21 protein-coding genes are annotated in these 20,671 nt (G+C 53.4%); 17 read left to right on the forward strand and 4 right to left on the reverse strand.

Annotated features, from left to right (window positions below; all coding sequences use genetic code 11):
- Positions 1-292 precede the first annotated feature (292 nt).
- The 8 genes from astC to QVF11_RS27405 all read left to right on the forward strand — a co-directional run bounded on the left by astC (position 293) and on the right by QVF11_RS27405 (position 9,953).
- Positions 293-1,513: a succinylornithine/acetylornithine transaminase gene (gene astC / locus QVF11_RS27370; RefSeq protein WP_287860909.1), complete on the forward strand. Its 1,221-nt coding sequence runs from the start codon at positions 293-295 to the stop codon at positions 1,511-1,513.
- Positions 1,510-2,544, forward strand: a complete 1,035-nt coding sequence (gene astA, locus QVF11_RS27375) for an arginine N-succinyltransferase (RefSeq protein ID WP_287860911.1) — start codon at positions 1,510-1,512, stop codon at positions 2,542-2,544. Before astC ends, astA begins: the two co-directional genes overlap by 4 nt.
- Positions 2,541-4,019 (forward strand): succinylglutamate-semialdehyde dehydrogenase, encoded by a 1,479-nt coding sequence (gene astD / locus QVF11_RS27380; RefSeq protein ID WP_287860913.1) that lies wholly within the window; start codon positions 2,541-2,543, stop codon positions 4,017-4,019. Before astA ends, astD begins: the two co-directional genes overlap by 4 nt.
- A complete protein-coding gene (astB, locus tag QVF11_RS27385) occupies positions 4,016-5,341 on the forward strand; it encodes an N-succinylarginine dihydrolase (protein WP_287860915.1) in 1,326 nt (441 codons plus the stop codon). Before astD ends, astB begins: the two co-directional genes overlap by 4 nt.
- Before the next feature lie 9 nt (positions 5,342-5,350).
- Positions 5,351-6,313: a succinylglutamate desuccinylase gene (gene astE, locus QVF11_RS27390; RefSeq protein WP_287860917.1), complete on the forward strand. Its 963-nt coding sequence runs from the start codon at positions 5,351-5,353 to the stop codon at positions 6,311-6,313.
- Between the two features lie 349 nt (positions 6,314-6,662).
- Positions 6,663-7,142, forward strand: a complete 480-nt coding sequence (spy, locus tag QVF11_RS27395) for an ATP-independent periplasmic protein-refolding chaperone Spy (RefSeq protein WP_112216765.1) — start codon at positions 6,663-6,665, stop codon at positions 7,140-7,142.
- Between the two features lie 224 nt (positions 7,143-7,366).
- Positions 7,367-7,909, forward strand: coding sequence for a LemA family protein (locus QVF11_RS27400; RefSeq protein ID WP_110273545.1), 543 nt, complete (start codon positions 7,367-7,369; stop codon positions 7,907-7,909).
- 4 nt (positions 7,910-7,913) lie between these two features.
- Entirely contained in the window at positions 7,914-9,953 is a 2,040-nt protein-coding gene (locus QVF11_RS27405) for a DUF2207 domain-containing protein (protein ID WP_287860919.1), read from the forward strand.
- A gap of 34 nt (positions 9,954-9,987) precedes the next feature.
- On the opposite strand, the gene cho is transcribed toward QVF11_RS27405, so the two are convergent.
- Both cho and nadE read right to left on the reverse strand, forming a co-directional pair.
- A complete protein-coding gene (cho, locus tag QVF11_RS27410; protein WP_287860920.1) occupies positions 9,988-10,848 on the reverse strand; it encodes an excinuclease Cho in 861 nt (286 codons plus the stop codon).
- Positions 10,849-10,952: 104 nt separating this feature from the next.
- On the reverse strand, positions 10,953-11,780 hold the full coding sequence (gene nadE / locus QVF11_RS27415) for an ammonia-dependent NAD(+) synthetase (RefSeq protein ID WP_110273542.1): 828 nt from the start codon (positions 11,778-11,780) through the stop codon (positions 10,953-10,955).
- 230 nt (positions 11,781-12,010) lie between these two features.
- Between nadE and osmE the strand changes: the two genes are divergently transcribed.
- From osmE to cedA, 9 genes are all read left to right on the forward strand, one after another.
- Entirely contained in the window at positions 12,011-12,349 is a 339-nt protein-coding gene (gene osmE, locus QVF11_RS27420) for an osmotically-inducible lipoprotein OsmE (protein WP_110273541.1), read from the forward strand.
- Positions 12,350-12,633: 284 nt separating this feature from the next.
- Positions 12,634-12,954, forward strand: a complete 321-nt coding sequence (locus QVF11_RS27425) for a PTS sugar transporter subunit IIB (protein WP_142514216.1) — start codon at positions 12,634-12,636, stop codon at positions 12,952-12,954.
- Between the two features lie 83 nt (positions 12,955-13,037).
- Positions 13,038-13,109 carry a hypothetical protein gene (locus QVF11_RS28765; protein ID WP_376767750.1) on the forward strand — a complete coding sequence of 24 codons (72 nt, stop codon included), beginning with the start codon at positions 13,038-13,040 and terminating at the stop codon, positions 13,107-13,109.
- Between the two features lie 12 nt (positions 13,110-13,121).
- Positions 13,122-14,480, forward strand: a complete 1,359-nt coding sequence (chbC, locus tag QVF11_RS27430) for a PTS N,N'-diacetylchitobiose transporter subunit IIC (RefSeq protein WP_004112376.1) — start codon at positions 13,122-13,124, stop codon at positions 14,478-14,480.
- A 53-nt stretch (positions 14,481-14,533) separates the two neighbouring features.
- Positions 14,534-14,881: a PTS N,N'-diacetylchitobiose transporter subunit IIA gene (gene chbA / locus QVF11_RS27435; RefSeq protein ID WP_287860924.1), complete on the forward strand. Its 348-nt coding sequence runs from the start codon at positions 14,534-14,536 to the stop codon at positions 14,879-14,881.
- Positions 14,882-14,893: 12 nt separating this feature from the next.
- The gene (gene chbR, locus QVF11_RS27440) at positions 14,894-15,733 is read left to right on the forward strand and encodes a transcriptional regulator ChbR (RefSeq protein WP_260611046.1); all 840 of its coding nucleotides are present in this window, start codon (positions 14,894-14,896) and stop codon (positions 15,731-15,733) included.
- A gap of 102 nt (positions 15,734-15,835) precedes the next feature.
- Positions 15,836-17,182 carry a 6-phospho-beta-glucosidase gene (locus QVF11_RS27445; protein ID WP_112216771.1) on the forward strand — a complete coding sequence of 449 codons (1,347 nt, stop codon included), beginning with the start codon at positions 15,836-15,838 and terminating at the stop codon, positions 17,180-17,182.
- A gap of 12 nt (positions 17,183-17,194) precedes the next feature.
- The gene (chbG, locus tag QVF11_RS27450; RefSeq protein ID WP_112216772.1) at positions 17,195-17,953 is read left to right on the forward strand and encodes a chitin disaccharide deacetylase; all 759 of its coding nucleotides are present in this window, start codon (positions 17,195-17,197) and stop codon (positions 17,951-17,953) included.
- A gap of 185 nt (positions 17,954-18,138) precedes the next feature.
- Positions 18,139-18,393, forward strand: a complete 255-nt coding sequence (gene cedA / locus QVF11_RS27455; RefSeq protein ID WP_227015945.1) for a cell division activator CedA — start codon at positions 18,139-18,141, stop codon at positions 18,391-18,393.
- Positions 18,394-18,471: 78 nt separating this feature from the next.
- Here the strand turns inward: cedA and QVF11_RS27460 are convergent, their stop codons facing one another.
- The gene (locus QVF11_RS27460) at positions 18,472-19,863 is read right to left on the reverse strand and encodes an L-cystine transporter (RefSeq protein ID WP_142514219.1); all 1,392 of its coding nucleotides are present in this window, start codon (positions 19,861-19,863) and stop codon (positions 18,472-18,474) included.
- Positions 19,864-19,996: 133 nt separating this feature from the next.
- A complete protein-coding gene (locus tag QVF11_RS27465; protein WP_287860928.1) occupies positions 19,997-20,587 on the reverse strand; it encodes a metal-dependent hydrolase in 591 nt (196 codons plus the stop codon).
- Between the last annotated feature and the right edge of the window lie 84 nt (positions 20,588-20,671).

The raw sequence follows: 20,671 nt of genomic DNA on the forward strand, positions 1-20,671 counted from the left end.
AGGGCGAATATTACCGATAAATTTCGTAGAGGATCACAATTACAGAATTATATCTTACCTCTGCATAATCTTTCTTTTTATTCCACTATAAAAGGCACAATTGTTATTTTTATTCACTTTTTATGCATTAAATGTGAATAAGTGTCTTTTGTAACTTATTGATATTTCGTTGTTGACTTCAATTTATGCACTTTCCCCTCTGGCTGGCACGAACCGTGCAATCTACATTTACAGCGTAATAACCATATTTATTAACATTATTTAAACTTTTTATTTACCGGAAGAGGTCGATATGTCTCAGTCAATTACGCGTAGCAACTTTGATGAATGGATGATGCCTGTATACGCGCCAGCGGCTTTTATTCCGGTACGCGGCGAAGGTTCCCGCCTGTGGGATCAGCAGGGAAAAGAGTATATCGATTTTGCGGGCGGCATTGCGGTGAACGCCCTCGGTCATGCTCACCCGCAGCTGGTGAAGGCGCTAACTGAACAGGCGGGGAAATTCTGGCATACCGGCAACGGCTATACCAATGAACCGGTATTGCGCCTGGCTAAACAGTTGATTGACGCCACCTTTGCCGACCGGGTCTTTTTCTGTAACTCGGGGGCTGAAGCTAACGAAGCGGCGCTCAAGCTGGCGCGTAAATACGCCCACGACCATTTCGGCAGCCAGAAGAGCGGCATCGTCGCGTTCAGAAATGCCTTCCATGGCCGCACATTGTTCACCGTTTCCGCTGGCGGTCAGCCCGCCTATTCGCAGGATTTTGCGCCGCTGCCGCCGCAAATTCAGCACGCCATTTACAACGATCTCGATTCGGCAAAAGCGCTGATTAATGACGATACCTGCGCGGTGATTGTCGAGCCAATGCAGGGTGAAGGCGGCGTAGTGCCTGCCGATCCCCATTTCCTGCGCGGTCTGCGCGAGCTGTGCGATGCGCATAACGCACTGCTGATTTTCGATGAAGTGCAGACTGGCGTCGGGCGCACCGGTGAGCTGTATGCCTATATGCACTATGGCGTCACGCCGGACGTGCTTTCGACCGCTAAAGCGCTGGGCGGCGGTTTCCCGATTGGCGCGCTGCTGGCTACGGAGCATTGCGCGAGCGTAATGACCGTCGGTACCCACGGCACCACCTACGGCGGCAACCCGCTGGCCTGCGCGGTGGCTGGAGAGGTGTTATCCATCGTCAATACTCCAGCTGTGCTCAACGGCGTTAAGCAGCGCCATCAGTGGTTTAGCGAACGACTCAATGCCATTAACGCGCGTTATGGTCTGTTTAAAGAGATCCGTGGTCTGGGGCTGCTGATTGGCTGCGTGTTGAAAGAGGAATATGCCGGGAAGGCGAAGGCTATCAGCAACCAGGCGGCGGAAGATGGGCTGATTGTCCTGATTGCTGGTGCGAACGTGGTGCGCTTCGCTCCGGCGCTCATTGTCAGCGAAGAAGAAGTTAACAGCGGGCTGGATCGCTTTGAGCTGGCCTGCAAACACTTTCTTGCGGGGGTCTCATCATGATGGTGATCCGTCCTGTTGAAAAAGACGATCTGCCGGGGTTGATGACCCTGGCGGGCGAGACCGGCGGCGGCCTGACGTCGCTTCCGGCTGATGAGGCGACGCTCGCTGCGCGGATTGAGCGCTCGCAGATGACCTGGCGCGGTGAGCTGCCGAAAAGTGAACAGGGCTATGTGTTCGTACTTGAGGATTGCACCAGCGGCGCGGTAGCGGGGATTTGCGCTATCGAAGTTGCCGTTGGGCTGAACGATCCCTGGTACAACTACCGCGTCGGGACCCAGGTCCATGCTTCGAAAGAGCTTAACGTCTATAACGCCTTGCCGACGTTGTTTCTCAGTAACGACCATACCGGCAGCAGCGAACTGTGTACGCTGTTTCTCGACCCGAAATGGCGCAAAGAGGGCAACGGCTACCTGCTGTCGAAATCGCGCTTTTTGTTTATGGCTGCGTTCCGCGAGCGCTTCAACGAAAAAGTGGTGGCGGAGATGCGTGGGGTTATCGATGAGCATGGCTATTCGCCGTTCTGGGAAAGCCTCGGCAAACGTTTCTTTGCGATGGAATTTTCCCGCGCGGATTACCTGTGCGGCACCGGACAAAAGGCATTTATTGCCGCGCTGATGCCGAAGCATCCGCTTTATATCGACTTTCTATCCGATGAGGCGCACGCGGTGATCGGTGAGGTCCATCCGCAAACCGCCCCGGCCCGTGCGGTGCTGGAGAAAGAGGGCTTCCGCTATCTTAATTACGTCGACATCTTCGATGGCGGTCCGACACTGGAGTGTGAAATTAACCGCGTCAGGGCTATCCGCAAAAGTCGGCTGGTCACCGTCGCAGAAGGAGAGCCAGCGCCTGGAGAGTGGCCAGTGTGCCTGGTCGCCAATGAGCAGTATCAGCAGTTTCGCGCCATGTTAGTTCACGCAGACCCGGATTCCGACCGCCTGATGCTCAGCGCGCGCGAACTCGATGCCCTGAAATGCCACGTCGGCGACCCGGTCAGACTGGTTCGCCTGTGCCCTGAGGAGAAAAAATCATGAGTTTATGGATTAATGGCGACTGGCAAAGTGGTCGCGGGCCGACCCGAACTAAAAACAACCCGGTGAGCCAGGCGCTGCTGTGGCAGGGTAATGATGCGGATACTGAGCAGGTTACGCTGGCGGTGAGTGCTGCCCGTCAGGCGTTTCCGGCATGGGCGCGTCAGCCCTTCGCTGCACGTCGGGTGATAGCGGAAAAGTTTGCCACGCTGCTGGAGGCGAACAAGACGGAATTAACGGCGATCATTGCTCAGGAGACCGGCAAGCCGCGCTGGGAAGCGGCAACGGAAATTACCGCGATGATCAACAAAATCGCGATTTCGGTGAGTGCTTATCATAGCCGTACAGGAGAAGCGCAGACCGCGATGGCAGACGGCGCCGCGACGCTGCGCCACCGTCCGCATGGCGTACTGGCAGTGTTTGGCCCCTATAATTTTCCCGGACATCTGCCTAACGGGCATATTGTTCCGGCGCTGCTGGCGGGAAATACCGTGGTTTTTAAACCCAGCGAGCTGACCCCGCAGAGCGGTGAGGCGGTGGTGAGGCTGTGGGCCGAAGCGGGCCTGCCAGCGGGCGTGCTGAATCTGCTTCAGGGGGGGCGTGAAACCGGCGAGGACCTGAGCAGGCAGGCGGATATCGACGGCCTGCTGTTTACTGGCAGCTCGCATACTGGTTTCCAACTGCACAAACAGCTGGCAGGCCAGCCGGAGAAAATTCTCGCCCTTGAGATGGGAGGCAATAATCCGCTGATTGTCGATGAGCCGCAGGATATCGACGCCGCCGTCCATCTGACTATCCAGTCGGCGTTTATTACCGCCGGACAGCGCTGTACCTGCGCGCGTCGTCTGCTGGTTAAACGCGGTGAGGCGGGCGATACGTTTCTGAAACGGCTAGTGACAGTGTCACAAAAATTGATTCCCGATGCGTGGGACGCTGACCCACAGCCGTTCCTCGGTGGGTTAATTTCAGCGCAGGCGGCGCAAAAGGTCCATCAGGCTTGGCTGGCGCATGTGGCAAACGGCGGCAAGACGCTACTGGAGCCGCGCCTGCTGCAGGCCGGAACTTCCCTGCTGACGCCGGGTATTGTTGAGATGAGCGAGGTGGCGCAGGTGGCTGATGAAGAGGTGTTCGGCCCGCTGCTCTGCGTCTGGCGCTATGACGACTTTGACGAGGCGATTACCCTTGCCAACGCGACCCGCTTTGGGCTCTCGTGTGGGCTAATCTCTGCCGAGCGCGAGAAGTTCGATCGCCTGCTGCTGGAGGCGCGTGCCGGTATCGTTAACTGGAACAAGCCTCTGACCGGGGCCGCCAGCACCGCACCGTTCGGCGGTACCGGCGCATCCGGCAACCATCGCCCTGGCGCCTGGTATGCCGCAGACTATTGCGCCTGGCCGATGGCGAGCCTGGAGTCACCGGATTTGTCGCTACCGGCAACGCTAAGCCCTGGGCTGGATTTCCAGCAGGAGTCAGCCCAATGAAAGCCTGGGAGGTTAACTTTGACGGGCTTGCAGGCCTGACCCACCACTATGCGGGATTATCGTTTGGTAACGAGGCTTCGACCAAACATCGCTATCGGGTATCGAACCCGCACCTGGCAGCGAAGCAGGGGCTAAAGAAGATGAAAGCCCTTGCTGACGCGGGCTATCCGCAGGCGCTGATCCCGCCGCAGGAGCGGCCAAACATCCCGCTATTACGCCAGATAGGCTTTAACGGTAGCGATGAGCAGGTGCTGGAAAAAGCGGCGCGACAGGCACCGGATCTGCTATCGGCGGTTAGCTCAGCGTCATCGATGTGGGTGGCAAATGCCGCCACCGTCTCCCCCTCTGCTGATTCGCTGGATGGTCGGGTACACCTGACCGTCGCTAATCTGAACGATAAATTCCATCGCGCCAGCGAAGCGCCGACCACCGAAGCGCTGCTGCGGGCCATTTTTCCTGATGAGCAACACTTTGCGGTACACGCTGCGCTGCCTCAAGTGTCGTTATTCGGCGATGAAGGGGCGGCAAACCATAACCGCCTTGGTGGTGAATATGGCGCGCCTGGCGTGCAGCTGTTTATTTATGGCCGTCAGCAGGGAGGCGAAAGCAACCCGCAGCGCTACCCGGCGCGGCAGACGCTGGAGGCCAGCCAGGCCGTTGCCCGCCTGAACCAGGTTAATCCCCGGCAGGTGATTTTCGCCCGGCAAAATCCGGCGGCGATCGATAAAGGCGTTTTTCATAATGACGTCATCGCGGTGAGCAATCAGCAGGTGTTGTTCTGCCACGAGCAGGCGTTTGTTGATCAGCCGCAGCTGCTGCAACAGCTGGCACAGCAGGTTCCTGGATTTACGCCTCTTGTCGTACCGGCAAGCCAGGTCTCGGTCGAAGACGCGGTGGCAACCTATCTGTTCAACAGCCAACTACTGAGTAAAGCGCAAGGCGGAATGCGGCTTATTCTGCCGCAGGAGGCGCAAGAACACGAAGGTGTCTGGCGCTATCTTAACCAGCTGGTGGCTGAGGATAACCCCATTGACGAGCTACAGGTCTACGATCTGCGCGAAAGCATGGCCAACGGCGGTGGCCCCGCCTGCCTGCGCTTGCGGGTGGTACTGAACGAAAGCGAGCTGAAGGCCGTCAACCCGGCGGTCATGATGAACGACGGGCTGTTCGTGACGCTTAATGACTGGGTGGACCGCTACTACCGCGATCGTCTGACTCAGGCGGATCTTGCCGACCCGCAGTTGCTGCGCGAAGGGCGTGAGGCGCTGGATCGCTTAACGCAAATTCTGCGTCTCGGCTCGGTCTATCCGTTCCAGCAATAAGGAGGCGTTGTGGATGACTTTCTGGCATTAACCCTGGCGGGGCGTTTGCCCCACCATTTTCATGGTCAAACCGCGCATTTTCGCTGGCACTGGCTTGACTGCGGTATTTTGCAGCTTATCCCCCATGAGTCCTGCGATCGTTCGCTGGTGCTGTCAGCCGGGCTTCATGGTAATGAGACCGCACCAGTTGAAATCACCGATTTACTGCTGCGTCAGCTATTTCGCGGAGAGCTACCGCTTCGCTGGCGGCTGTTGGTGATCCTCGGTAATCCACCGGCTTTGCGAGCGAACAAGCGCTATGTGCACAGCGATATCAACCGTATGTTTGGCGAGCGCTGGCGAGCGTTTAGTCCCAGTGATGAAACCGCTCGCGCCAGGCAGTTAGAACGTGCAGTGACGCGGTTTTATACCACGAGCCCGGGGGAGCGCTGGCATTTGGATTTACATACCGCCATTCGTGGTTCGCTCCACCCTCAATTTGGCGTGCTTCCGGCGCGGGATAAACCGTGGGATGACGATTTTCTGCGCTGGCTGGGTGCGGCGGGCCTGGCGGCGCTGGTGTTTCATCAGCAACCGGGTGGCACCTTTACCCATTTCAGCTGTGAACGTTTTGGTGCGCTTTCCTGCACGCTGGAGTTAGGCAAGGCGTTACCGTTTGGCGACAACGATCTGAATCAGTTTGCTGTGACCCAACATGCGTTGGCACGTCTACTGGCGGGGGATATGACGCTGGAGGAGGGGCAAACGCCGCTACGCTACCGGGTGATACAGCAAATCACCCGCAGCAGCGAACTGTTTCGACTGCATATGTCGGCGCAGACGCTCAACTTCACGTCGTTCACCGCCGGTACGCTGCTGGCCGAAGATGGCGATATCCGCTACGTGGTGGAAAGAGCGCAGGAATATGTGCTGTTTCCCAACCCTGGCGTTGCTTTTGGCCAGCGGGCCGGGCTGATGCTGGAGCGGTTCTAGATATTCCGTCGTCCGGTCGGGCGGCGGGGTATTACGTAATTGTCTTTCTGCCTTAGTCTTATTTTTTTGTGCGCTGAAGATTGATTGCAGATTATTCCTGGTTAAATGCTTTGTTTTTAATCTTTGCTGATTTATAATCTCCATAATTTCTCTATAAAACAGCCTGTTAATTATTTATTCTTGCAATTCTCTCCTTATTTTTCATATTTCCTCCACAATTGGCGAGAAAATGTTTTTTACACTTTCATTGTTTTACGCTTGCTCTGACTAATTGACGATAAACGTCGTAAAGTTTATCTCGTCAACACGGCAACGCGCCGTAAGAATAACGCAAAGTAAGGATTGAACTATGAAGAAGATTACTGCACTGTTTGTTGCCTCTACTCTGGCTCTGGGCGCGGCTAACCTGGCTCATGCGGCAGACGCTACCGCCACTCCAACCGACAGCAAGCCGATGATGCACCATAAAGGCAAAGGCGGCCCACACGAAATGATGTTCAAAGGTCTGAACCTGACCGATGCGCAGAAAACGCAAATTCGCGACATCATGAAAGACCAGCGTGAAAATATGAAGCGTCCGTCTCTGGATGAACGCCGCGCGATGCATGAACTGGTCGCCAGCGACACCTTCGATAAAGCAAAGGCGGAGGCGCAGATTGATAAGATGGAAGCCCAGCACAAAGAGATGGCGCTGGCCCGTCTGGAAACCCAGAACAAGATTTACAACATTCTGACGCCGGAACAGAAAAAACAGTTTAATGCCAATTTTGAGAAGCATCTGACAGAACGTAAAGCGCCTGAAGGTAAAATGCCTGCACCAGCTGAATAACTCAGCGCGCTGACTTAAGACCGCCGGTCTTGCCCAATAATGCCAACAGGCTTTGGGCAGGGCCGGCGGTTTTTTCTTTATACATAGCCGGTTAACCGAAAAATGCCCGGTTAGTTAAACCCGATTTACCCCACAGGGTCGAGTGTGTCAGGATAGATACCCTTGGTATCATTGCAGGTACATGCAAAATATTAATGCTGCCTGCTATTTTATGGATTTAACATATGGAAATGTATATCGGTCTGGCCATTATCGTTGTGGTACTCGTCTGGGTCGTCATGACCTATAACCGCTTTATCTCCCTGCGGCGTTTCAAAGATGAGGCCTGGAGCGGCATTGCCGTACAGCTCAAACGTCGTCACGACCTCGCCCCTAATCTGCTAAGCCTGGTGAAACGCTATGCGCAGCATGAAAAGGAACTGCTGGAAGAGATATCCCGCCAGCGTGGCGAACTGGTGGGCAATACTCGTCAGATAGCGGATAACGAGCGTAGCTATGCTGGCACGCTGGGGCGCATATTTGCGCTCGGAGAAGCTTATCCTGAGCTCAGAGCCAGCGAAAACTTTCTCTCTTTACAGCAATCCCTCAGCGAAATAGAAGAGCAGCTGCAAATGGCCCGCCGCTACTTCAATGGTACGGTGCGCGATTTCAATATTCTGGTTGAGTCTTTCCCCAGTCTACTGCTGGCGCGGCTGTTTAATTTTAAAACAGAAGTGTTTTTTGAGCTGGACTCTCCCGAAGAGGCCAAATCACCACGGATGGAGTGATTTAATGTCTCATTTACCTCTTCAGGCGCTTCGGGCGTTCGTACTGCTATTGCTGGTGGCAGCAAGCTCGGTTTTCGCCGATAGCAAGATGATTATTGTCAAAGATGCCTCGCAGCTCCCGCCAGGCGCGATCCCGGCGCATGAACATATTCTCTCTTTCGACTCCCGGGCGCGTTTTAACCCGGATGGCAGCATGGAGATGCAGGAAAATATCAAGGTGCTTGCGTTGGGAAAAGAGATCCGTCGGGGGATTTTTCGCACGCTGCCCCTGACCTGGAACCGTCAGGACGGTAAGATTTTCAGCGTCGATTATGAGATTAAATCGGTTTCGCGCGATGGTGAATATGAGCTCTATAGCCTTGATAAAGATGCAAAAACGCTGACGTTGCGTATTGGGAGCGCACAACAGACCCTCAGGCCGGGGATCTACAATTATGAGATTCGCTATCAGGTCAGTAACCATTTCAGCCGCTTTCCCGAGTGGGATGAGCTTTACTGGAACGTGACAGGAAACGACTGGGCCTGGCCGATAACCAGAGCCAGCTTTCGTCTGGAGCTGCCGGATGCAGCCGGTAAACTCAATGCAGATTCCAAAGACGTCAGGCTGCGCTCTATTGACGTATATACCGGTATTGCAGGGGCCAAGGAGCACAACGCGGAGGTTCTGTCCGATGGCAGCGTGCGCACTCTGCGACCGCTGGCAAAAGGGGAAGGGCTGACTGTTGTCTATACCTGGCCGCGGGCGATTCTTGCTGCCGCTCCGGCACCGGAAGCCGCGTTGCCGTTGGTGCATCTGCTCATTCCGACGCTGAAGACCAGCGTGATATGGCTGCCGTTGCTGCTGATGGCCTTGTACTACGGCCTTTGGTGGCGGAAACACGTAACCAAAGCCGGGCTGAGGAAGCCGCCAGTCGTGCCGCTCTTTTCGCTGCCTGCCGGGATGTCGCCGGGCTACCTGCGTTTTCTCATCCGGCGTAAATATGATGATATCGCTTTTAGTAGCGACCTTTTGGGGCTGGTAGCGAAGCGCGGGATGGCGGTGAAGGGGGACGAAAATCAATCCCATAGTCCCTGGCTTTCAGACTCGGGCGGAAAACAGATACTGACTCGTTTGCCCGTTGAGGGGAACAGCCGCTTAAACAGCGATGACCTACAGCTATTAAGCACGCTATTTAAAGGTAAAAGAAAGAATATCGACCTCAGCGTGGCCCATCAGAAGTCGATGCAGAATGGCCGCGATCGGCAGGATAAACGCTGTGAAGCGCTGCGTCCTAAACTGTTTCGCAAGTGGGCGCAACCGCTGCGGCGCTGCATCTATATTGCATTGCTGATGCCGGTGATTTGCGGTATCTGGGTAAATGTTGAAGTTGCGCTGCTCACCATCCCGGCGGCGCTCTTTATGCTGATCGGCGCAACGATGTTAACTTTTCTGCTGCGCTTTTTATGCCATCCGCGGGAAATGTGGCGCGCCTGGGGAGCGGGCCTGCTATTTTTTGCTGTCATCTTTGGTCCTTTCGCGACGCTGGGGGGAGGGCTTTTTCTCTTCGGGATATTGCCTGTTACCCAGCTTCCTGCCGGTTATATCGGCGCGCTGCTGGCCGCGATCGTACTATGCATTTTTGTCGGCTGGAAAACGCCTCGTTATACGCAAAAGGGGCTGGATGAGTTAGCTATCGCCAAAGGGTTGAAACGGTATCTCGGCACCGCTGAAAAGCATCGTTATCAGATTATCTATCCGCCCGCACAGATGATTACCCACTTTGAAGAGCTGCTGCCGGTTGCGCTGGCGCTTGGGGTGGGGAAAACTTGGGCCGATACCTTTGCGCACTATCTAAGCAGTACTGGTGCAATGTCGGCGGCGTTTGCCTGCGCTGGCTGGGAGAGCTTGGATCGCTTTAGCGAATCCTGTCGAACGTCTTCGATGCCAACGCCCAGCAGCAGTTCAGGATCTGGCTCATCAGGCTCGAGCTACAGCGGTTCGGGATCTTCGGGCGGCGGCTCGTCCGGCGGTGGTTCGGGCGGCGGAGGCGGTGGCGGCTGGTAAATAGCCCCGGCGTAAACCGGGGCTAACATTCAGCTCATAGCGGATGAAGCTTATAGTTGCCGCTGAGCAGAGGTTTGCACAATATTTTATAACCGTCATGATCAAATTTGGCCGACAGGCGCGTTAACGTTGACGCTTGCGCTAGAGAATCGACGGCACCCAGCCACAGCCAGTTGTGAATGATGTGATATTGCGTCATGTCACCACTGCTTTCTTCCAGCGCGACCGCGCTGGGCCACGGCCAGCATACCAACTGCATTTTTTGCATATTTTCACGCAGTCGTTGATGGTGCGCGTCTGTGCTTTCTTTACCACAGCAGGCGCCCGCGCAGCGGCCCAGCGCGGAACGAAAGCAGGCGCGGCCACGGTTGAGCGGTTCCAGCCCCATAAGTCCGTAACAGAGGCGATGTTCATCGGCGATTTTTTGCAGCGCCTGGAGCGCTGCGCGGCGGTTTGCAAACAGACCATAGAGATCGTTTTGCTGTGAGAAATCCAGTTCACTCGCATAGACCACCTGCGGGCGGGAGTCCGTCAGGCGCAACGAACACAGCTGGCGGTTTTGCCGCAGGCGTTTGTTGAATAAAGGCTGCTGCTCTTTGATGAGCTGTGCTTCTAATAATAAAGCGCCGAGTTCGCCCGCCGTGCGTTGCCAGGTAATACGCCGCGCCTGGCGTAGCATTGCGGCTTCGTTCGGCGTGCGCAGGTGAGACAGCACCCGACTGCGGATATTGACGCTTTTCCCGATATAAAGCGGCAGAGTCTCGCTTTCACCGTGAAACAGGTACACCCCTGGCTGCTTTGGCAGCGCTTCAAGCCATGGACGCAGGTGTTCGGGATATTCATAAATTGCTGCCGCTTCAAATTCGAGACGCGGTGCGGATTGCCGTCTTGCCACTATTGCTCCTGGTGCTGTTTATTTATCCAGTATAGCAGTTGCAAGAAAAGGCGAGAAGGGCAAAAAACAACCCCGACCTGAGCCGGGGTGAAAGGAGAGGGGCGTTACTTTTTCCAGAAGTCGTCGAATACGGTAATCGGCGGCCGACGTTTATGTTCAGTTTTGAGATACCAGCCTTCGATGGTTTTGGCGATTTTCTCGTCCAATGTTTTGCCTTCCAGATAGTCGTCAATGTTGTCGTAGGTCACGCCCAGCGCGACTTCGTCCGGCAGGGAGGGGCGATCGTCTTCAAGATCGGCGGTCGGCAGCTTTTTATACAGATGTTCCGGACAACCTAACTGCGCCAGCAGCTGTTTGCCCTGACGTTTGTTGAGACGGAAAATGGGGTTAATATCGGTACCACCATCACCGTATTTGGTGAAGAATCCAGTAATTGCTTCCGCAGCATGGTCGGTCCCGACCACCACGCCGTGGGTCATCCCTGCAATACTGTACTGCGCCTTCATACGTTCACGGGCTTTTTCATTGCCGCGAACAAAGTCGCTGAGTTCGATGCCCGCTTCACGCAGTGCCTGTTCGCTGGCGAGCACAGCACCTTTAATATTGACCGTTAATACGCGATCCGGCTGAATAAAGGCAATAGCGTCCTGGCAATCCTGCTCATCCGCCTGCACGCCGTAGGGCAAACGGACAGCAATAAATTGCAGGCTGCTATCGCCAGTTTCGGCACGCAGTTCGTTGATGGCTAACTGGCACAGTTTACCGGTCAGCGTTGAATCCTGTCCGCCGCTGATGCCAAGAACCAGCGATTTAATAAAAGGATACGTTTGCAGGTAAGACTTGAGAAAGTCCACGCTGCGGCGTATCTCGCCTTCGACATCGATCTGGGGTTTTGCGCCCAGCGCCTGAATAATTTCTTGTTGTAGCGTCATCGCGCCCTCCGGGAAGTGAATCTGTTTGGCAATCAGCAAGGGTTTAAGCTACCTCTTTGACGGTAAAACGACAAGGATCACAGTTTTGAGTGACGCAAAAGCATGCAACCTCAAGGACATAGCTTTTATTATTGGAAAGCTCTTAATTTTTACTCATTTCCACCTTCGGCTTGAAAAATAACGATATTTATTCCAGGCTTATTAACACGCCAAAAAAAAGAGGATGGTATATGAACAAGAATTTTGCAGGATTTCTGGGCGCAGCAGCAGTATTGACCATGCTGGCAGGATGTACGGCCTATGACCGTACCAAAGATCAGTTCACGCAGCCGGTGGTTAAAGACGTTAAAAAAGGTATGACCCGTGCTCAGGTAACGCAAATTGCGGGTAAACCTTCATCTGAAGTCACCATGATTCATGCTCGTGGAACCTGTCAGACATACATCCTGGGTCAACGCGATGGTAAAATTGAAACCTATTTTGTTGCCTTAGACGATACGGGACACGTTATCAATTCTGGCTATCAGACCTGCGCAGAGTACGACACGGATCCGCGCAACAGCAAGTAAGATACCGCCGTATTGCTGATTTCTACGTAAGCCCGACCAGTGGTCGGGCTTTTTTATGATTTGTCATGCTTATTTAATTGCGCGAATTATTTGAGGGAAATGTGAGGGTAGTCAAAACGCAAGGTCAATGAGAGACAATTTTGTTCAAGGAGGAATTATCCTGCTGCCAGGTGATGCCGTATACTCAATGCATAAACAATACTAATTGAAAGAAAACATGTCTTACCCGGCTCTCGGGCATCAGGATGCAGAGAGCACAGGTCACACACATTGAGGAAGCGTTCATGGAAAAGAAACATATCTACCTATTTTGTTCCGCCGGGATGTCTACATCACTGCTGGTTTCTAAAATGCGCGCTCAGGCAGAGAAATACGAAGTGCCGGTCGTTATTGAAGCATTCCCGGAAACGCTGGCCGGTGAAAAAGGGCCTGAAGCCGATGTCGTACTATTAGGTCCGCAGATCTCTTATATGCTGCCAGATATTCAACGTTTACTGCCAAATAAACCTGTGGAAGTCATTGATTCTGTTTTATACGGTAAGATTGATGGTTTAGGTGTTTTGAAAGCGGCCGTTGCGGCCATTAAGAAAGCTGCTGCACAATAATTTTATTTTAAAACTCGACATATTTCGGATAGCAATGCTAACAACTTCGTAGGGGTGGTTTTAGCTACTTTGCTGTCTGGAGTATCGAGAGTTTATTTTCCCGTCAAAGAGTAATTTCATCCATCATCGCCGTAATAATTATATTACGGCCTTAAAGGGTATTTATTATGAGTAAAGTGATTGATTCGCTTGAAAAGGTACTCCTTCCTTTTGCCGTCAGAATAGGAAGACAACCTCACGTCAATGCAATTAAAAACGGCTTTATTAAGTTAATGCCATTGACGCTAGCAGGGGCAATGTTTGTTCTAATTAACAACGTATTTCTGAGTTTTGGCGACGGCTCTTTCTTTTATTCAATGGGCATTCGTCTGGATGCTTCTACAATTGAAACCCTCAACGGTTTTAAAGCTATCGGCGGTAACGTTTATAACGGTACGCTGGGTATTATGTCGCTGATGGCACCTTTCTTTATCGGTTCCGCGTTAGCTGAAGAGCGTAAAGTGGACCCGATGGCGGCAGGCTTACTGGCCGTCGCGGCATTTATGACCGTTACGCCTTATAGCGTGGGTGAAGCCTACGCCGTTGGCGCTAACTGGTTAGGCGGTGCCAATATCATTTCCGGTATTGTTATCGGTCTGGTGGTTGCTGAGATGTTCACCTTTATTGTTCATCGTAATTGGGTGATTACGCTGCCGTCCAGCGTACCGGCTTCGGTTTCCCGCTCATTCTCTGCGGTCATTCCTGCCTTTATTATTCTGTCGATCATGGGGATTATCTCCTGGGCGCTGACCCACTGGGGCACTAACTTCCACCAGATCATCATGGATACCATCTCCACGCCGCTGGCCTCAATGGGTGCCGTTGTTGGCTGGGCGTATGTGATTTTCACCTCGCTGCTGTGGTTCTTCGGTGTACACGGTTCGCTGGCGCTGTCGGCGCTGGATAGCGGAATCATGACGCCGTGGGCGCTGGAAAACATCGCCACCTACCAGCAGTACGGTTCTGTCGAAGCCGCGCTGGCGGCAGGTAAGAGTTTCCATATGTGGGCTAAGCCGATGCTTGATTCCTACATCTTCCTTGGCGGTACCGGTGCGACTCTGGGCTTAATCATCGCTATCTTCATCGCTTCACGTCGTGAGGATCATCGTCAGGTTGCGAAGCTGGCGCTGCCGTCAGGCATCTTCCAGATTAACGAGCCAATCCTGTTCGGTCTGCCGATTATTATGAACCCGGTGATGTTTATCCCGTTCATTCTGATTCAGCCTCTGCTGGCAGCCATCACTATGACGGCTTACACCCTGGGCATCATTCCGCCAATTACCAACATTGCACCGTGGACCATGCCGACCGGCTTAGGCGCTTTCTTTAACACCAACGGTAGCGTCGCAGCCCTTTTACTGGCTCTGTTTAACCTTGCTGTATCAACGCTGGTCTACCTGCCGTTTGTGGTGATTTCCAATAAAGCGCAGGGCGTCATTGAGCAGGAAGAGAGCGAAGAAGATATCGCTAACGCACTGAAATTCTAATATCGAGCGGTGCGGGAGGTTTCCCGTACCGCCTGAGCAACGAGGGAATGATTATGTTTGATCTGGATAACATCGCAGCAGAAGACACGCCGATAAACGACCTCGAAGAGGTGGTGATGGGGCTGATTATCAACTCCGGGCAAGCACGCAGTCTGGCCTATGCCGCACTGAAGCAGGCGAAAAAGGGTGACTTCGATGCAGCGAAAACCATAATGGAACAATCAAGAGTGGCGCTGAGCGAAGCGCATCTTGTACAGACGCAGCTGATCGAGAGCGATGAGGGTGAAGGTAAAGTGAAGGTGAGTCTGGTGCTGGTTCATGCTCAGGATCATCTAATGACCTCAATGCTGGCTCGTGAGTTGGTTGCCGAATTGATTGAGCTGCACGAGAAGGTACAATAGGTCATCGACACGATGAGGCAACCAAAGATGATGACCACTGAAATCAGTACCGCCCGGGAGCAACAACTGTTCAACGGCAAAAACTTTCATGTGGTCATTTATAACAAAACGGAGAGCGTGAGCGGGCTTCACCAGCATGATTATTACGAGTACACCATCGTTTTAACCGGCCGCTATTATCAGGTCATTAATGGTAAGCGGGTGCTGCTGGAACGCGGGGATTTTGTCTTCATTCCGATGGGGTCGCATCACCAGAGTTTTTATGAATTTGGTGCGACACGCATTCTTAACGTCGGCATTAGCAAAAGTTTCTTTGAGAAACACTATCTGCCGCTGATACCGTTTGGTGTGGTTGCTTCTCAGGTCTACGGCGTCAAAAGTACTTTTCTCAGTTACATTGAGTCGGTTATTGCATCGCTGAATTTTCGCGAAACTGAATTTGACGAATTTATCGAACTGGTCTCGTTTTACACCCTTAATCGTTTACGGCATTACCGCGAGGAACCCGTGGAAGATGTGATTCCGCAATGGTTGAAAAATGCCGTCGAGGGGATGCACGATAATCTTAAGTTTGGCGAGTGCGCACTGGAAAATATGGTTGAGCTCTCCGGAAAAACTCAGGAGTACTTAACCCGCGCGACCCAACGTTATTATGCAAAAACGCCGATGCAGATAATTAATGATATTCGTATCAACTTCGCGAAGAAACAGTTAGAGATAACTAACTACTCGGTGACCGATATTGCCTATGAGTCGGGGTACAGTAGCCCAAGTTTGTTTATTAAAACATTCAAAAAGCTGACTTCATTTACCCCCAGCAGTTATCGGAAGCATCTCACCAGTATTAATTAAGCGGGCGCGGAATATTCCGCGCGGTCTAAATGTTCAAGTTAACTGTCCGTATTTAAACGGAGAGTGGGGTACGTATATGCGTAGTCCACAAGGGAGAAAATAATGAGCCAGAAATTAAAAGTCGTGACTATCGGTGGCGGCAGCAGCTATACCCCGGAATTACTGGAAGGGTTCCTGAAACGTTATCATGAACTGCCAATTACCGAACTGTGGCTGGTGGACGTTGCAGAAGGGCAGGAAAAGCTCGATATTATCCACGCCCTGTGCCAGCGCATGGTGGAAAAAGCCGGCGTGCCGATGAAAGTCTATAAAACCCTCGATCGCCGTGCGGCGCTGGAAGGGGCGGATTTCGTGACCACCCAACTGCGCGTTGGTCAACTGAAGGCGCGTGAGAAAGACGAACGTATTCCGCTGAGCCATGGTTATTTAGGCCAGGAAACCAACGGTGCGGGCGGTCTGTTTAAAGGCCTGCGCACTATTCCGGTCATTTTTGACATCGTAAAAGATGTGCAGGAAGTCTGCCCTAACGCCTGGGTGATTAACTTTACCAACCCGGCAGGTATGGTGACCGAAGCGGTCTATCGCCACACCGGCTTTAAGCGCTTTATCGGCGTGTGCAATATTCCAATCGGCATGAAGATGTTTATCACCGACGTGCTGAAGCTGAGCCCGAGCGATGAGCTGAACATCGATCTGTTTGGTCTGAATCATCTGGTGTTTGTCCGCGACGTGCTGGTTAACGGCGTTTCGCGCTTTGACGAACTTCTGGACGGCGTGGCTTCCGGTCGCCTGACCGCAAACTCAGTGAAAAATATCTTTGATTTGCCGTTTAGCGAAGGGCTGATTCGCTCACTGCGCCTGATTCCGTGCTCCTATCTGCTCTACTACTTCAAGCCAAAAGAGATGCTGGCGATTGAAATGGGTGAGTACTATAAAGGCGGTGCGCGCGCACAGGTGGTGCAGAAAGTTGAGAAACAGCTGTTCGAGCTGTATAAAAATCCGGATCTGAACATCAAACCGAAAGAGCTGGAGCAGCGCGGCGGGGCATACTACTCAGACGCAGCCTGTGAAGTGATCAACGCCATCTACAATGATAAGCAGGCCGAGCACTACGTGAACGTGCCGCATCATGGCCACATTGATAACATCCCGGCCGACTGGGCGGTGGAAATGACCTGCACATTGGGCCGTGATGGCGCGAAGCCGACACCGCGCATCACGCATTTCGATGAGAAAGTACTGGGGCTGATTTACACCATCAAGGGTTTTGAAGTGGCGGCCAGCGAAGCGGCAATCAGCGGCAAGCTGGATGATGTTCTGCTGGCGCTTAACCTGAGCCCGCTGATCCACTCCGATCGTGATGCCGAGAAGCTGGCGCGGGAGATGATCCTCGCGCACGAGCAATGGCTGCCAAACTTTGCGGCGACTATCGAAAAACTGAAACAGTAAAGGGAGCGGCTCATGGAACGCGTGTTAATCGTCAATGCAGATGATTTTGGCCTCAGCAAGGGGCAAAACTACGGTATTGTCGAAGCTTGCAAAAATGGTCTGGTAACCTCCACGACGGCACTGGTCAACGGCGCGGCGATTAGCCACGCCGCCCAACTCAGCCGCGGTGTACCGGAGCTGGCGGTCGGAATGCACTTTGTCCTGACGTTGGGCGAACCGTTGTCGGCGATGCCGGGCTTAACCCGCGAAGGGCGTCTGGGTAAGTGGATTTGGCAGATGGCGGAAGAGGATAGCCTGCCGCTGGATGAAATCGCGCACGAGCTGGAGTGCCAGTATCGCCGGTTTGTTGAGCTGTTTGGCTATGAGCCGACGCATATTGATAGCCATCACCACGTGCATATGATTGCGCAGATCTACCCCATTGTGGCGGCGTTTGCACGTGAGAAGGGCGTGGCGATGCGTATCGATCGCCAGCTGGCGACCCTTTCCGGGCTGGAGCAGGATGCGGCGCGCAGCAGCGAGGGATTTGCCAGTGAATTCTATGGTGAAGCCGTTTGTGAAGGGCTGTTTCTGCAAACTCTGGAAGCATCCATCCAGCGTGATGAAAAGTCGCTGGAAGTGATGTGCCACCCGGCTTTTGTCGATAACACCATTATGGGCAGCGCTTATTGTTACCCGCGTCTGACCGAACTGGATGTGCTGACATCTGATTCGCTGAAGTACGCGATAGCCGAACGCGGCTATCGACTCGGAACCTATCGCGACGTGTAAAAAATCGGGCCCGACTCAACCTGGTCGGGCTTTCTCAGGGTATATTTCTTGCAACGATCCCCCTCTTTATCCCTTCTCGCTCGGCCAGGCTAATTCCGTACACTGATAACCAAACGCACATACAAGGGGCGACGAAAGGGGGGGCTTTCAGCTATGATAGGGGTTTCTGTTTCCCGCTTTGTTTAGTGAATCTATTTGTGATGAAGCCACATCGCCAACAAAATCGTCAGGTCATTAGCTACGTGCCTCGAGTGGAGCCAGCGCCGCCGGAACACGCCGTCAAAATGGACGGTTATCGCGATGTCTGGGTGCTGCGCAATAAGTACGTCGCCTTTGTGCTGGTGAACGAACATTTTCGCCGCTCACCGCCGTTTAACGTGCCGGAAGCGGCGCAACGTTGGGCGGAGCAGATGAGGCAGGAAGGCGAGATAGATGCTTGAGGGCGCGCGCTAAAACAAAAAAACCGCTGAGGTCATCAGCGGTTTTTTTATCTCTGAAGGCTTTATGGCCCTCTCAGATTAGCGGTGGGCCAGTTCGGCATCCTCTTCGCTATCAAGAATGGTTTTGTCGGTTTGACGCAGCCACTGGCTGGTCAGGGTACCGGCGGTCATTGAACCGCTGACGTTCAGCGCGGTACGACCCATATCAATCAGTGGTTCAACTGAAATTAACAGCGCCACCAGCGTCACCGGCAGGCCCATTGCCGGTAGGACGATCAGCGCGGCAAAGGTTGCGCCGCCGCCAACACCCGCAACGCCTGCTGAACTGACGGTGACAATGCCCACCAGGGTGGCAATCCATAGCGGATCGAACGGGTTGATACCGACGGTCGGAGCGACCATGACTGCCAACATTGCCGGGTAAAGACCCGCACAACCGTTCTGACCAATGGTCGCGCCGAATGATGCTGAGAAGCTGGCGATAGATTCCGGTACCCCCAGTCGGCGGGTTTGCGCTTCGACGTTCAACGGAATAGACGCAGCGCTGGAACGACTGGTAAAGGCGAAGGTCAGCACTGGCCACACTTTGCGGAAGTATTTCAGCGGGCTCACGCCGTTCACTGCCAGCAGCAGGCCGTGCACCACGAACATAATACCCAGACCAAGGTAAGAGGCGATAACGAAGCTGCCGAGCTTGATGATGTCCTGCAAGTTAGAGCCAGCAACCACTTTGGTCATCAGCGCCAGCACGCCATACGGCGTTAACTGCATCACCAGACGCACTAACTTCATAACCCAGCTTTGCAGCGTGTCGATGGCGGTGAGCACGCGCTGGCCTTTGGCAACGTCATCTTTAAGCAACTTCAGCGCTGCGACGCCCAGGAAGGCCGCAAAGATAACCACGCTGATAATCGACGTTGGGTTCGCGCCTGTCAGATCGGCAAACGGGTTCTTCGGCACGAAAGAGAGGATCAGCTGCGGGACGCTCAGGTCCGCCACTTTACCGGCATAGTTGCTCTGAATGGCGTTAAGACGAGCGGTTTCCGCACTGCCTTGCACCAGCCCTTCAGCGGTCAGGCCAAACAGATTGGTGACCAGAACACCGACCAGTGCTGCAATCAGCGTGGTGAAAAGCAGAGTACCAATGCTCAAAAAGCTGATTTTACCCAGCTGTGAAGCGTTATGCAGGCGGGCGACCGCGCTCAGGATAGAGGCGAAGACCAGCGGCATAACGATCATTTGCAGTAGCTGAACATAGCCGTTACCGACGATATTGAACCACTGGATAGAATCCTTCAGTACCTGGCTGTCGGAACCATAGATAAATTGCAGCGCCAGGCCGAAAATAACGCCGATAACCAGACCGACCAGTACTTTTTTAGCGAGGCTCCACTGTTTGTGGCGGGTTTGAGCCAGCGCCAACAGCAAAACCGCGAACACGATAACGTTCGCTATTAATGGAAAATTCATCCCCGTTCTCCTGATATCTTTTTTACCGGGTTGGTCAATAACCAACTCTTATGACGGCAAGGGTAGCAGAAGGCGTTATTCGTTACTTATATTCAAATGGAATTGATTATAACTAAATGGATAATTCGCTTGTTTATTGTCCTGCCTGGTGACTAATAAATCGATTAAAGGTGGTTTGCAGCGTGTTAATCATGCTCGATGACCAGCGCACGGCGCTATTATCGGCAAAAGTCTGCGGCATCCACACCGCATAGATGAAGAGCGCCATACACAGCGCGCGCTCCAACTGGTTGCCTTTACGCGGAGCGAGGATAGGTAAGCGAAAACGCCAGCGGCAGGGCCAAAGTAGAGGCACTCCCGCAGGAGTCAGCATGTCGGCAAGGATATGGCTGAGATAACCGAGCACTAGCCCCTGAACCGCATCCGCCGGGACTATCCAGCTCTCAGGGACTTTCAGCGAGAAAACCGCCATCGCGCCAAAAACCACCAGCAGACTATGAGTGAAGCCTCGGTGGCCGAAGGCGCGCGCTATCGGTTTTGATATCCAGCTTAATCGCTGCCCGAGAAATGATTTAGGGTGATCGATGTCGGGCAGCAGGCAGGTCAAAATTGCGGAAGGGACAATATGCCACCAGTCCCCCTGGGCCAGCACGGGGGTTAATTCCGCGTTTTTCGCAAATACCGCACAGGCGATAGAAAAGAGAAGGTGACCTTCCGCCGTCATGATAAGAAACCCTAAACTGTCAATTCATACAGTATAGGGTTTTTATACAGTGTGCGGAAGAGGTGACGGTGTAACTCTATGTCA

The organism is Klebsiella sp., assembly GCF_027492335.1.
In the GTDB taxonomy this organism is placed as follows: Bacteria; Pseudomonadota; Gammaproteobacteria; order Enterobacterales; family Enterobacteriaceae; genus Klebsiella; species Klebsiella huaxiensis.

Bases quoted from the DNA above. Each gene is read 5' to 3' on its own strand.
- astC (WP_287860909.1), top strand. From the start codon at position 293: ATGTCTCAGTCAATTACGCGTAGCAACTTTGATGAATGGATGATGCCT.
- astA (WP_287860911.1), top strand. From the start codon at position 1,510: ATGATGGTGATCCGTCCTGTTGAAAAAGACGATCTGCCGGGGTTGATG.
- astD (WP_287860913.1), top strand. From the start codon at position 2,541: ATGAGTTTATGGATTAATGGCGACTGGCAAAGTGGTCGCGGGCCGACC.
- astB (WP_287860915.1), top strand. From the start codon at position 4,016: ATGAAAGCCTGGGAGGTTAACTTTGACGGGCTTGCAGGCCTGACCCAC.
- spy (WP_112216765.1), top strand. From the start codon at position 6,663: ATGAAGAAGATTACTGCACTGTTTGTTGCCTCTACTCTGGCTCTGGGC.
- QVF11_RS27400 (WP_110273545.1), top strand. From the start codon at position 7,367: ATGGAAATGTATATCGGTCTGGCCATTATCGTTGTGGTACTCGTCTGG.
- QVF11_RS27405 (WP_287860919.1), top strand. From the start codon at position 7,914: ATGTCTCATTTACCTCTTCAGGCGCTTCGGGCGTTCGTACTGCTATTG.
- nadE (WP_110273542.1), bottom strand. From the start codon at position 11,780: ATGACGCTACAACAAGAAATTATTCAGGCGCTGGGCGCAAAACCCCAG.
- osmE (WP_110273541.1), top strand. From the start codon at position 12,011: ATGAACAAGAATTTTGCAGGATTTCTGGGCGCAGCAGCAGTATTGACC.
- QVF11_RS27425 (WP_142514216.1), top strand. From the start codon at position 12,634: ATGGAAAAGAAACATATCTACCTATTTTGTTCCGCCGGGATGTCTACA.
- chbC (WP_004112376.1), top strand. From the start codon at position 13,122: ATGAGTAAAGTGATTGATTCGCTTGAAAAGGTACTCCTTCCTTTTGCC.
- chbA (WP_287860924.1), top strand. From the start codon at position 14,534: ATGTTTGATCTGGATAACATCGCAGCAGAAGACACGCCGATAAACGAC.
- chbR (WP_260611046.1), top strand. From the start codon at position 14,894: ATGAGGCAACCAAAGATGATGACCACTGAAATCAGTACCGCCCGGGAG.
- QVF11_RS27445 (WP_112216771.1), top strand. From the start codon at position 15,836: ATGAGCCAGAAATTAAAAGTCGTGACTATCGGTGGCGGCAGCAGCTAT.
- chbG (WP_112216772.1), top strand. From the start codon at position 17,195: ATGGAACGCGTGTTAATCGTCAATGCAGATGATTTTGGCCTCAGCAAG.
- QVF11_RS27460 (WP_142514219.1), bottom strand. From the start codon at position 19,863: ATGAATTTTCCATTAATAGCGAACGTTATCGTGTTCGCGGTTTTGCTG.
- QVF11_RS27465 (WP_287860928.1), bottom strand. From the start codon at position 20,587: ATGACGGCGGAAGGTCACCTTCTCTTTTCTATCGCCTGTGCGGTATTT.